Source organism: Priestia flexa (assembly GCF_021441905.1).
Lineage (GTDB): Bacteria > Bacillota > Bacilli > Bacillales > Bacillaceae_H > Priestia > Priestia flexa.
This window is the reverse complement of sequence record NZ_CP090431.1, coordinates 2,042,980-2,055,682: the sequence shown is the minus strand read 5'-3', so window position 1 is coordinate 2,055,682 and position 12,703 is coordinate 2,042,980. Positions and strand designations below refer to the sequence as shown.

Genomic DNA, 12,703 nt, shown 5'->3' with positions numbered 1-12,703 from the left:
CAATGTTAATTGAGCAAATTGTTGGAAATGTCGCTACGCTAGAAAAGAAAGCGCCACATATTGAAAAAGTGTATTTAGAAAGTGATCATCTATTAAAGCGCGTGCAGCGAGTTGTGACCGATCACGGTAAAGAACTAGGAATTCGTTTGAAAGACAATCGTGAGCTTGTAGATGGTGATGTGCTTTATATGGATGAGAAGAATATGATTGTTATTCAAGTAATAGCAGATGACTTATTAACGATTCAACCCACAAGTATTAAGCAGATGGGGGAGATTGCTCATCAGCTTGGAAACCGGCATCTGCCAGCTCAATTTGAAGAAAACGAAATGCTTGTTCAATATGATTATTTAGTCGAAGAGCTTCTTAACGAGCTAAGCATTCCGTATAAGCGTGAAAAAAGAACGGTTCAAAAAGCATTTAGACATATTGGACATAGTCATGACTAATCAACTGCTAGCGCTTGTACAGCTGTGTGATTCAAACTTTCCATCCGGCGCTTTTTCACATTCATTTGGCATGGAAACCTATATTCAAAAAGAGCGAATTATAAATGCCGTTACGTTTTCAGAAGCTCTTAGTACGTATGTTGAAACACAGCTTACTTATACAGATGGGTTAGCTTGCCGACTGGCATATGAATTTGCTTCAGAAGGGCACCTTCAGAAAATAAAGGAATTAGATCAAGAGCTGTATGCACTGGCGCTAGCAAAAGAAACAAGAGAAGGGACAAGGAGAATTGGTCAGAGAATGGTCAAGCTTTGCGTCGATCTGTTTGGTGGGAAGCTTTTAGAATTCTACGAACAAGAGATTCAGCGGAAGGAGTGTTTTGGTCATCCATCAATTGTTTTTGCCATTATAGCTGAGCAATTACAGGTGTGTAAACAAACAGCTGTTTCTACGCATTTGTACGCCACTGTGTCATCGCTTATTCAAAATGCAGTTCGTGGTATCCCAATTGGACAAACAGATGGTCAACGAATTTCGCTTGCTTTTCATGAGAAAATTGACCAGGCAGTAATGAATATTCTTCAAGCGGATTCAAGTGAGCTTGGTGCAATGACGCCCGGTCTTGAAATCGCTCAAATGCAGCATGAACGTCTGCACGTTCGCTTATTTATGTCTTAATACAAAACGATATAAGGGAGGGAAGCCTTTGTGGCGAAGGCGAAAAAATGAATGCAATGAGAATTGGTATTGGAGGTCCTGTAGGGGCGGGGAAAACGATGCTTGTAGAAAGACTAACGAGAGCACTGCAAAGTGAGCTAAGCATGGCCGTTATTACAAATGATATCTATACAAAAGAAGATGCTCAGTTTTTAGTGAAAAATAGCGTATTACCTCAAGAACGCATCATTGGTGTGGAAACAGGAGGTTGTCCGCATACCGCTATTCGAGAAGATGCTTCTATGAACTTTGCGGCAATCGATGAGCTGGTTGAAAGACATCCTGACGTTGAGCTGATCTTTGTGGAAAGCGGTGGAGATAATTTAGCAGCAACGTTTAGTCCAGAACTTGTCGATTTTTCTATTTATATTATTGACGTCGCTCAGGGTGAAAAGATTCCGCGTAAAGGTGGACAAGGAATGATTAAATCAGACTTGTTTATTATTAATAAGACGGATTTAGCTCCGTATGTTGGTGCAAGCTTAGATGTAATGAAAGAAGATACAATTGCAGCCCGAGGTAAGAAGCCTTTTGTATTTACAAATTTGAAAAAGGATCAAGGACTGGATGAAGTAATTCAGTGGATCAAAAAAGAAGTATTGCTTATCGGCATTAAATCATGAGCTATACAGGCTATTTAAAGCTTGAGTCGCACAAGGTGAAAGGTAAGACGGTTGTTTATAACACATATCATGACGGAGCTTTTAAGGTAGCTCGCCCAATTTACATGGAAGAGCATACCCCAACAATCTACCTTCTACATGTAGGAGGTGGATATGTTGGTGGAGACCGTTATAAAGCGTGTATTACGGCTGAAGAGGGTGCACATTTATGCTTGACGACACAGGCTGCAACAAAAGTATACCGAACGCCAAACGCACCTGTAGTTCAGGAAACAGAGCTGCTCTTAAAAAAAGGAGCAGTGATTGAATACCTTCCAGATCCGCTCATTTTATACGAAGATGCGCAGTTTATACAAGAAACAACTGTACATATGGAAGAGAAAGCAACATTTTTTATCTCTGACGTTATTACGCCAGGCTGGTCACCTAATGGAGAGATATTTAAGTATGATTCACTGCGTTCGAAGCTCAAAGTTTATCAAAACAATCAGTTAATGGTGTTTGACCATTTGTTTTTATCGCCTCATGAAGACATCCATGCGATTATGAAAATGGAGGGCTACACACATTTCGGTTCTTTTTTAGCAGTGGCTGAAGGAATTATCGATTCGGTCATTGATGAATTGTATGATGAAGTAATAAGTGAAGAGCAGCATGGATATATAGGGATTTCAAAATTAGCGATTAATGGATGTGCCATTAGAATTTTGGGAAATGATACAAAAACGCTTGAAAGTATTATTAATAGATGTTTTCAGTTCCTGAGAAAGCGCCTGTTAGGCTTAGAGGTGGTTCATCTTCGTAAATATTAAGAGCTCCCTTTGAGTAATGGTTCTAAGTGGCCTTACAGAAAATTACATTTCGGGGTATAAATTTTTCTCCTTTACTAAAACTATTGGTAAATCAATGCGAGGTAGATAAGGATGAAAAAACAATTACCATGCCAAGTGCCCCCCGTACATATTCTAAATTGTGAGAACCAATTTTTTGACTAGGCTAGAAGCAATCCTGTGGAATATTGCCCTACCAGGGTTTAGTCAATTATTAAACAAGCAGTACGTAAAAGGGATTGTGTTTATAGTATTAGAATTTTTAATCAATATGGGCGCACATTTTAACTCTGCAATACAATTAAGTTTTTTAGGTGAAACTGAACAGGCGTTAGCAACTGTAGACATGCAGTGGATTATGTTTTACCCATGCTTGTATTTTTTTGCAATGTGGGATGGTTTTAAAGATGCAGAAGCAGATCCCCCTCCTCTTTACTCGTTTATACCGTTTGCATGCTGTGCTTACTTTGTAACAGTAGGCATCATGTATGCTTCAGTTGTGAAAATTAACGGAGTACTGCTTGGGCCGATTTGGCTACCGATGCTGTCTGTGATTCCAGGACTGATAGTTGGATTGCCGATTCAGCTTTTACTAGCTAAAAAAGCAAATGCTACGCCATAGACATGAAATGAAAGTTGAATTCTTCAGCTTATCTTTCATGTCTATTTTTATGTCAAATATAGATATGGTTGTACATAACATAGTAAAGAACATATTGAAAATAGAGCATAAGAGGTTAAGCATTTATAATAATGAAGTCATAGCATGAAGAAGAGAGTGGGAGGGTATAAAGTACAATAGACGTATCAGAGAGAAAAAGTTTTCTTTAGTAACGACTAGCTACATTCGGTAGTTGGTGAAGAAAGTGAGAGGAGGAAGAAAGATTGACAGAGAAGATTTATCAATTTTTTATTATTTGGTACATATGTGGAGTTGTCCTGCTTGCCTTTGATTGGTTACCAACATGGCTTGAGTGGGCAAACGTAGTATTTTTACATCTAAGTGGCTTAATTGCGTTTATCTATATGGCAAAAACATATCGAATGGTGACCGGAATGCTCGTCGCAAGCTTCGTAATGCTTGCAACAATTGTTATTGAAAGCTTAGGTGTACACTATGATTTTTTATTTGGGTCGTATGACTATGAGAAAGATTTTGGTACCAAAATTTTAGGTGTACCGCTCACAATTGGTTCAGCTTGGCTAATGGTGATTGTGACTAGCCGTGTACTTGCACTTGGTATTATGAAAAGAATGGAATTACCTTATCTTGTAAAAGGGCTAGTATACGCAACGATCTCATCTATATTTGCAGTTATTATGGATTTAGCGATTGATCCAGTAGCTTATGTAGTAAAGCAGTACTGGGTATGGGAAGGAAACAGTTTTTATTATGATATTCCACTTTCTAATTTCTCAGGCTGGTTTATTCTTTCATTTTTTATTCAATTTATCCTCTATTTCTGGCTAGAAGCTTTAGAAAAAAAAGAAGAGCTAAAGTGGGAAAGTCGAATGGTTGTTTTATATAGTTCCATTGTTTTAATGTTTGTCATTGTGGCAACGGTTAACGGCTTGTGGTTAGTCGTATTTATGACGTTGACTCCATACAGCATTCTTTTTGTTTTATACCAAAAGGAGAAAAGAATATGATTTACCCTGAGAAAGATAAGCGATTTGAAAGAGTTCTGCAGTTGTTTGTACATTACCAGTTGAAAAAGCAGTTCTATCGTATTTATATCGATATGGAGGAGGTTGAAAACAACAAACCGGCTCTATTTATTGCCAATCACTCAAGCTGGTGGGACAGTTTAATAAGCTTTTATGTAAATCGAGTGTTACTTAAGCATGACAGCTACGCGATGATGTCTGAAGAAGGTATGAAGTCTTTTCCATTCTTTAAAAAAATTGGAGCATTTTCGGTTAATCAAGCCTCGCCAAAGCATATTATGAAATCGCTCCTGTATGCAAGGGAATTGTTAAGAGAAAAAAAAGGGGTGTGGATTTTTCCACAGGGAAAGGAAGAACATTTAGAGAAGCGACCTCTGCAATTTTCAGACGGCCCATCTTTTATCATGTTAAAAGAAAAGGGTGTACAAGCTATTCCAATTGCATATTACTATAGTTTTCGTCATGATCAGCGTCCAGAGCTATTTATTAAAGTGGGTAAACGTATAGAAGTAAATACAGAAACAAGTCGAAGTGAATTAACTCATAAGCTAGAGCAGGCCGTAACTACTGAGTTAGATAGCATTAAAAGTAAGCTTGTTAGCGAGGACCTTTCAACATTTGACGTGTTTATGACGGGTAGAAAAACGTTGAGCGAGTGGCTAACTTGGTGGAAAGAGAAGGTGAAGCGATGATTTATTATAGTGCTTTATTTATCCTAATGGTAATAGGTACTATTATTAACATATTTGCAATGCCACGTTTAGCGAGCTACCAGCTTAATCAAAACAAAGCTGCTCCACTTGTCTCTATTTTAATTCCTATGCGTAATGAAGAACGAAACGTTGAGCGCATCATTCGTTCATTAAAAGGACTTACCTATCAGCGAGTCGAAGTCATTATTTTAGATGATCAATCAACTGATCGAACTCGACAGCTTTTGGAACAAGAAACAAAAGGCGATAAGAGGTTTTCGATTATAGAAGGAAAATCTTTAAGCGGAGAATGGGTCGGTAAAGTGCATGCTTGTCATCAGCTTTCAAAACGAGCAAGCGGTGACTACTACCTATTTATTGATGCAGATGTTGCTTTAAAGCAGGATACGATTGAACAAGCGTTAGCCTTAGCTAGAAAAAAGAAAGCCAAGCTAGTGACCGGATTTCCAAGGTTTCCGGTAAAGAAGCGGATAGAATCGCTCCTCGTCCCACTTCAGCATGTTGTGGTGTTTTCATATTTACCAATCATCATTGCAAACGGAGGGAAATATCCAGCTGCAACTGCGGCACACGGCGCGTTTATGTTTTTTAAAAAAGAAGCATATGAAAGCATAGGAGGACATGAAGCTGTCAAGAGTTCCCTAGTCGAAGACGTGCATATTGCAAGAGCTCTGAAAGAGAAAGGTGAAAAAGTGATTTTGGCTAACGTGACGTCGCATGTAAACTGCTATATGTATGAAAAAGACGATGAAGTATGGAATGGCTTTGCAAAAAATGTGTATACAGGATTAGGTCGGTCAATCAATAGACTCGTTATTCTTATGGTGTTTTTTACTGTTTACTATATCCTTCCTGTACCGCTATTTTTATATGGCGTTGCATCTGGACACTTACTTTTTCTTTTGCCGTTACTGCTTCTTTTTCTTCAACGATTACTTATTGACCTAGCAGCTAAGCAAAAATGGTATTTGTTTATTGCCATGCCTGTTGCTGCAATTGCTTTACTATTTTTAATGAACCATTCGATGAAACAAAGCATACAGCACAAAGGTTATCAATGGAAAGGAAGGCATTATAAATGAAAAAAATTATCATTGTGGGAGCTGGTTTAGGAGGATTAGCCGCGGGCGTGTTGTTACAAGTAAGAGGGTTTGACGTTACCATTGTCGAAAAGAACGGACACGTAGGTGGGAAGATGATGCCGATGAACCTAGGCGAATATTCCTTTGATTTTGGACCGAACACGATTACAATGCCGCATGTTTTTCAACAGGTGTTTAAAGAGGCAGGAGAAAACCCCGACGATTATATGCGGCTTATTAAGTTAAATAATCATACAAAAAATTGGTTTAATGATGGTTCAACATTTATGATGACAACGAATCGAGATGAGATGATTCACCAGCTGGAACAACTAGATCCTAATGGGGCAAAGAACTATGAACATTATCTTGCCAGCGTTAAAAAGCTTTATACCATTGCACAAGATCAGTTCTTTTATCGAACGTTTTCATCGTGGAAAGATTATATGAACCCGTCTTTGTTTACGAGCCTTCTTAAAGTGAAGCCATTTGAAACAATTGATTCTTTTCACAGGCGTTTTTTTGAAAATGAAAAAGTGATTAACGCATTCAATCGTTACGCCACGTATATAGGCTCTTCACCATACGTTTCACCTGCTACCTTTTCATTAATTGGTCATTTAGAAATGAACGAAGGAGTTTACTATGTTCAGGGGGGGAACTCTAGAATTGCTGAAGGGTTTGCTAAGGTATTTCAAAAAGCAGGAGGAACTTTAGTGCTGAATGAACAAGTAGAAAAAGTGCAGGTGAAGAACAAGAAAGCAGTGGGAATTAAGCTTGAGAGTGGTGAAAAACTGCCCGCAGACTCAATTATTGTTAATGGTGACCTACTGCAAGCCTACCCGTTTCTGGTAGATGAAGCGGACCGCCCGCATTTTACAAATAAGATGGTTAGTAAATTTGAACCCTCTATTTCAGCTTATGTCATTTTAGCTGGAACAAAAAATAGAAACGACTCGCTTATTCATCACCAAGTATACTTTGCAGAAGATTATAAAAGAGAATTCTATGAACTGTTTGAGAAAAAGCAGCTTCCAGCAGATCCAACAATCTACATTTGTAATTCTTCTTATACAGATAGAAGCGTAGCGCCTGGTGATAACTTATTTATTCTTGTCAACGCACCAGCAGGAATGAGTAATGATAATGGGTACGAACAAGTTATCTATGAAAAGCTAAAGAGGTTCGATATCGATATTACATCTACCTTATCATGTCAAAAAATCATTACACCAAGCTGGATTGAAGAGCAATTCGGAGCGTATAAAGGGGCTCTTTACGGTATTAGTGCTAATCGGAAAATGGATAGCTTTCTACGGCCCAGCAACGTGTCCAAAGACGTAAGAGGGCTTTATTTTGTCGGTGGAACAACTCATCCAGGAGGTGGGTCACCAATGGTTACAATCAGTGGTATAAACGTGGCCAACTTAATTTCCACATAATATTTTCATTGTAAATAACTTCATATATTTGATACTATAGGAAAAGGAAATCATTGATAAGAACAGCTGCTTTTTTGTATAAGAAACCATACGGAAAGTTGATTACATAATGAAAAGTGAAAAGGTGATTAAAGCGGTTTATGATTGCATTTACTTGTTTAGTCGTGATCATCAGTATTGTTCGTCCTTATTTTGAAAGTATTATGGTCAGACGAATAATATCTGAAGAGAAAAAAGTTCGATATTATAAAGAACAATCGTTTTTTTATGTTCTTATTTTACTTCTTTACGTAGTCATTATGCTGTACTATGCGCTACCAGTAGAGAAGTGGGGTCTTCAAACGGTATACTTGGATACCATACAGCAAAAGAACATGTTTCCAGCCTGGGTTGAGTACTTATTATTGCTTATCTTTTTAGGGTTTATTGTATTGTCAATTATGCTTCAATGGATGAAAGATCATGGAGAAACGGTATTTATGGAACAGGAGATGCCTACTTCAATTGAGGCAACGGTTCCAAAAACGAAACGAGAACGCAAGTGGTGGCTTACATACAGTGGAACTTCAAGCGTAGTAGAAACGCTGGTATATTTTCCAAGTCTTTATATCTATATTCATGATGTTCTACAAATTCAAAATAGCTGGGTATTAGCCGTTTTAATCGGTTTAGGTTATTTCATGTCACAGTTAGCGTTTCAAAAAGATCGTTTAAGCCTTCAGACATTAGTTGTTGGAGTTGGTTTGGGCGCTATGTATATCATGTCAGATTCGATTGCAATTATTGCATTTTACTACGCATTTAGCTTTTTAGTTTATGACATTTACCAACAAGACCGCAATATACCTATGAAAGCAGGATGAAGAAAGAGGCTGGGACATAAGTAATTCAGCCAATGATAAACCTGAACGATTGAGAGTTTCTCACTTTTAATCGTTCAGGTTTTTTGTTGATTGTGAAAACAATGTTGGAAACAGGGTGGAATGGAGCGTAGGACACTCGACTCCTGCGGGAAAGAGAGGAAAACGTGAGATCCCGCAGCACAGCGAGGAAGCTCAGGTTCCTCCCCGCGGAAAGCGAGTGGCCGTAGCGCAATGGAACGAACGTGTTCAGACAAACCAAAAAGATTGGAACAGCTATTGTTCGTCTCTTAGAAGCAATCATTTTGTTATGTCCCAAACTCTTTTTTTATAGAGGCAGGTCGCGTTTTGAAAATAAGACAGTACCTATTGCATATAGCAGTACACCAGCTATTCCAAATAGCAAGCACGTGACAAAAATATCTTCGTTTCCACGTCCGATTTCGATTGGGTTAAAATAGTAGAAAATCGAAGCGTAACGAAGAGATTCCAGCTTCTCAGATAGCTTACCTACAAGGTCAACTCCGTAAAATAAAAGCGTGATAGCTGTTGGAATGCTCCATGCTTTTTTTGAGTCATTGCATACGCATGAACATAGAAAGCAATAGCTAGAAATAAAGAAAAATAATAAGAAGACAACAATATTCATCTTCATAAAGCCCCATACATCAAAATCGCTGATTGATGTGAAAAACTTTGTGACAATGATTCCGCAAGTTGTTGTTATAAAAATAATAATAAACAACCCAATCACTCCAACAATAGCTTGAGTAAGGACAACGGTCATTCGTGAAGCCGGTGTTGTTAAAAGGTATGCCATAGAACCATTGTCAACAAGCTTTGCAACAAGAGAAGCAGATGTTAGGATACAAAAAATACTTAGCAGCACCAATAATAATAAGCCGTAATACTCTCCAGCTATAAAATCGCTTAAAGACGATAACCCGTTTTCAATGCCAAATGTTTTCAACAAACTTTCTGGCATTGATTTTATAAGGTCGTTTAGTCCTTCTACTTGGGAGATTGAAGGATAAATATAAATGATGAGAAGCAAGTAAAAAGTGGAACCAAATGTGTAGCTAAAGATTGATTTTGATTGACTTCTTAGCATCGTTGTAAATAAGGGTCCGTTCATATTGATTCTCCCCCTTCTTGGTAATAATTCATAAATAAATCTTCTAATCTTTCACTTTTACTTTTAAAGCTTATTACGTCCATTTTAGATAACAGCTGGAATAAATCCTGGAATGAATCCGTCACAACGACTTGTACTTCAAGCTCTCCAAGCTGCGTTGCCTCCAAATGAGAACGAACGATATGCTGTACTTCTTCAGGTGTAGAGACCGTTATACTAAATGTATGGCGCTTGTTTTTTTGAACCTCTTCAATAGGTGCATTTTTTACAATTCTTCCATCTTTAATAATCGCAATTCTATCGCAAACTCTTTCAATCTCTGAAAAAATATGAGAAGACATAAAGATGGTTGTGCCCATCTTTTTATGCTCAATGAGTAAATCAATAAATATTTGCTGCATGAGCGGATCGAGACCAGACGTTGGTTCATCTAGGACTAAAACGTCAGGGCGGTTCATAAAAGCAGTAACAATTCCTACTTTTTGTTTCATACCTTTAGACATTTTTCGAATGGAAACCGTTGGGTCAAATTGAAGAAGCTCAATCAGCTGATTGCGATAGGTAGTGTCTTTTATCCCTTTCATTTTCGTCATTAACTCTAAAAACTGTATGCCACTCATATCGTCTAAAAATGAAATTTCCCCAGGGAGATAACCTACGATTTCTTGCACTTTATTGGCTTCCTTCCATGTATTGAGCCCATTTATAAAAGAACTCCCTTGGTCTGGCTGAATGAATCCCATTAAATGTCGAATGGTAGTAGATTTTCCTGCTCCATTAGGGCCCAAAAAGCCAAACACTTCACCTTGATTTACATGTAGTGAAACATCAAAGATGCCTTTTTGATTTGAAAACTGCTTGGTTAAGCGTTCTAAATGAATCATACATATTAACTCCTTTGTGTGAAAAGTTAATTTTGAAATATTATTAATAAAATATTTCAAAATTATTGTATGCTGAATCGAAATAACTTGCAATACTTTTTGAAATAATTACTTATATATATTTCATATTTTTGATAAAATAAGCTTGGTGATGTAAAGATGAATGGGTTTGAAAGAAGGAAGAAGCAAAAACAGCAAGATATACAAAGCGCGACGCTAAAACTATTTAATCAGTATGGTCCAAGCGGTATGAATATCGCTAAAATTGCTAAAGCAGCAAAGGTATCGCAAGTAACGATTTATAATCATTTTGAAAACAAAGAGCAGCTTATTCGAGAAACAATTAAAGCTTATCTTATGGAGCAGTTTGAATTATATGAACAGCTCCTTTTAAGCAATTCAACGTTTGAAACAAAGCTGAAGAATATTATGTTTGAAAAAGCTAAGTCATTTAAAACAATTAATCCCCAATTTTTGCAAGAGTTGATTTTGCAAGATGAACCGTTGCAAAGATGGTTTCACTCTTTCTATAGTGAACAATCTTTGCCTTTGCTAATTAAGTTTATTAAAACTTCTCAACAAAAAGGAGAAATTAATCCAGAGCTATCCGTTGATACAATCTTATTTTATATCCAGGCTTTAAAGACACAGCTAGATCAGCTAGCTCCTCATGAGATAGCTACATTTGATAAAAATAAGTCGCTGGAAATTTTACATATTTTCTTTAAAGGGATTTCTCCCAATTGATTTTAAAAAAACGAACAAAGATGACTATTCTCATTTTTTTGTTCGTTTTTTTAGTTTTTTGAGGGTTGACACGTGTCTTTATGGAGAATAAGATGGTAGTGTGATAAACGGAATGTGTATAGTATGCAGTGAACAAAATATGTATAAATATGCAAAAAAGGGGAGTTACTGCGTAGCAGTTAAGGCGATGGGATACAGCGGGAATATCATTATGAGGAGAGAACAACTATGAAAAAACCATCGTTACTAACGCAGGTTTTAGTAGCATTCGTCGTAGCTGTTGCGCTCGGACTCATCTTTGGAGACAAGATGTCTGTCGTGCAGCCGCTTGGCGATTTGTTTCTAAGGCTCATTAAGTTTATTATGGCGCCTTTGATTTTAACGACGCTCATTGTAGGCGTAACAAGTTTACAAGATACCAAGCAGCTTTTTAGTATGGGAGGGAGAACGATTGTTTTCTACCTCTTTACAACGTTGATTGCTGTGACGATTGGTATCGTATATGCTGTGATTTTATCACCTGGTACAGGAGCTAACGTGTCGTTACCGCAAGGAGCCACTGCGCCGAGTGGAGAAGCACCAACGCTTACGGAGACGTTGCTAAACATGATTCCGGAAAATCCATTTGCAGCGTTAATGGAAGGGAATATCCTACAAATTATCTTTATGGCAATTGCAATTGGTTTAGGGATTTTATTTGTAGGAGAGCCAGCAAAGCCAATTCAAAAGCTATTTGAATCTTTTTCCACAGTCATGTTTAAAATTACAAGTGGTATCATGGTCATTGCACCAATTGGTATCTTTGGAATGGTAGCACCAATTATTGGTGAGTATGGTTTAGCTGTTTTAGCACCTCTCGCTAAGGTGATTATTGCTGTAGCATTAGGTTGTTTAACGCAGCTTCTCGTTGTGTATTCTCTTGCGGTTAAAGGCTTTGCTGGGATGAGTCCACTTACATTTTTAAAAGGAATAGCACCAGCCGGCCTTGTAGCTTTTAGTACAGCAAGTAGTGGTGCAACGCTACCTGTTTCAATGAAAAACGTTCAGGAAAACCTTGGCGTTTCAAAAGAAACAGCAAGCTTTGTTTTACCGTTAGGTGCCACAATGAATATGGACGGTAGTGCGATTTACCAAGGTGTTGCTGCGCTATTTATTGCACAATTTTATGGAATTGATCTCGGTATGAGTGAAATTTTACTAATCATGTTTACAACTACCATTGCATCAATTGGTACTGCGGGCGTGCCAGGTGCAGGGATGATTATGTTAACAATGGTACTAGCAGCCGTCAACCTTCCAGTTGAAGGAATTGCTTTAATTGCAGCAATCGATCGTATTCTTGATATGTTCCGTACGTCGGTTAATATTGTCGGAGATGCTGCAGCTTCTGTTGTTGTAGACTCATATGAGAAGAAATCAAAAGAAAAAGCGAATCAGCAAGCATCGTGAATTTTTGTGCGTACATCCTTATGAAAGGTGAGGATGTACGCATTTTTTTTCATTCCTTGCTATAATGGAAAAAGATTCACGCATACTAAAGTGAATGAGTAAT

At 37.7% G+C, this 12,703-nt stretch carries 14 protein-coding genes; 12 read left to right on the top strand and 2 right to left on the bottom strand.

Annotated elements, in window-relative coordinates:
- Positions 1–2: 2 nt before the first annotated feature.
- The 10 genes from ureE (at position 3) to LZP85_RS10505 (ending at position 8,388) form a co-directional block, all read left to right on the top strand.
- Complete coding sequence (gene ureE / locus LZP85_RS10550; RefSeq protein ID WP_025910062.1) at positions 3–449, top strand: urease accessory protein UreE; 447 nt, start codon at positions 3–5, stop codon at positions 447–449.
- Positions 442–1,128: an urease accessory protein UreF gene (locus LZP85_RS10545; protein WP_119543412.1), complete on the top strand. Its 687-nt coding sequence runs from the start codon at positions 442–444 to the stop codon at positions 1,126–1,128. The genes ureE and LZP85_RS10545 overlap by 8 nt, the downstream gene beginning before the upstream one ends.
- 47 nt (positions 1,129–1,175) lie before the next feature.
- Positions 1,176–1,790, top strand: coding sequence for an urease accessory protein UreG (ureG, locus tag LZP85_RS10540; RefSeq protein ID WP_025910064.1), 615 nt, complete (start codon positions 1,176–1,178; stop codon positions 1,788–1,790).
- A gap of 35 nt (positions 1,791–1,825) precedes the next feature.
- The gene (locus LZP85_RS10535) at positions 1,826–2,602 is read left to right on the top strand and encodes an urease accessory protein UreD (RefSeq protein WP_224840330.1); all 777 of its coding nucleotides are present in this window, start codon (positions 1,826–1,828) and stop codon (positions 2,600–2,602) included.
- A 175-nt stretch (positions 2,603–2,777) separates the two neighbouring features.
- Positions 2,778–3,242, top strand: a complete 465-nt coding sequence (locus LZP85_RS10530; RefSeq protein ID WP_025910067.1) for a hypothetical protein — start codon at positions 2,778–2,780, stop codon at positions 3,240–3,242.
- Positions 3,243–3,505: 263 nt separating this feature from the next.
- Complete coding sequence (locus LZP85_RS10525; protein WP_224840325.1) at positions 3,506–4,270, top strand: carotenoid biosynthesis protein; 765 nt, start codon at positions 3,506–3,508, stop codon at positions 4,268–4,270.
- On the top strand, positions 4,267–4,980 hold the full coding sequence (locus tag LZP85_RS10520; RefSeq protein ID WP_206782709.1) for a lysophospholipid acyltransferase family protein: 714 nt from the start codon (positions 4,267–4,269) through the stop codon (positions 4,978–4,980). The genes LZP85_RS10525 and LZP85_RS10520 overlap by 4 nt, the downstream gene beginning before the upstream one ends.
- The gene (locus LZP85_RS10515) at positions 4,956–6,083 is read left to right on the top strand and encodes a glycosyltransferase family 2 protein (RefSeq protein WP_234561719.1); all 1,128 of its coding nucleotides are present in this window, start codon (positions 4,956–4,958) and stop codon (positions 6,081–6,083) included. Before LZP85_RS10520 ends, LZP85_RS10515 begins: the two co-directional genes overlap by 25 nt.
- A complete protein-coding gene (locus LZP85_RS10510; protein WP_234561717.1) occupies positions 6,080–7,525 on the top strand; it encodes a phytoene desaturase family protein in 1,446 nt (481 codons plus the stop codon). The genes LZP85_RS10515 and LZP85_RS10510 overlap by 4 nt, the downstream gene beginning before the upstream one ends.
- Positions 7,526–7,665: 140 nt before the next feature.
- Complete coding sequence (locus LZP85_RS10505; protein ID WP_025910069.1) at positions 7,666–8,388, top strand: hypothetical protein; 723 nt, start codon at positions 7,666–7,668, stop codon at positions 8,386–8,388.
- A 325-nt stretch (positions 8,389–8,713) separates the two neighbouring features.
- Here LZP85_RS10505 and LZP85_RS10500 read toward each other — a convergent pair whose 3' ends face one another.
- Both LZP85_RS10500 and LZP85_RS10495 read right to left on the bottom strand, forming a co-directional pair.
- Positions 8,714–9,520 carry an ABC transporter permease subunit gene (locus LZP85_RS10500; protein ID WP_206782706.1) on the bottom strand — a complete coding sequence of 269 codons (807 nt, stop codon included), beginning with the start codon at positions 9,518–9,520 and terminating at the stop codon, positions 8,714–8,716.
- Complete coding sequence (locus tag LZP85_RS10495) at positions 9,517–10,404, bottom strand: ABC transporter ATP-binding protein (RefSeq protein ID WP_206782705.1); 888 nt, start codon at positions 10,402–10,404, stop codon at positions 9,517–9,519. Before LZP85_RS10495 ends, LZP85_RS10500 begins: the two co-directional genes overlap by 4 nt.
- 159 nt (positions 10,405–10,563) lie before the next feature.
- Between LZP85_RS10495 and LZP85_RS10490 the strand changes: the two genes are divergently transcribed.
- Complete coding sequence (locus LZP85_RS10490) at positions 10,564–11,151, top strand: TetR/AcrR family transcriptional regulator (protein ID WP_206833756.1); 588 nt, start codon at positions 10,564–10,566, stop codon at positions 11,149–11,151.
- Between the two features lie 228 nt (positions 11,152–11,379).
- A complete protein-coding gene (locus LZP85_RS10485) occupies positions 11,380–12,600 on the top strand; it encodes a dicarboxylate/amino acid:cation symporter (RefSeq protein ID WP_119543506.1) in 1,221 nt (406 codons plus the stop codon).
- Positions 12,601–12,703 lie beyond the last annotated feature (103 nt).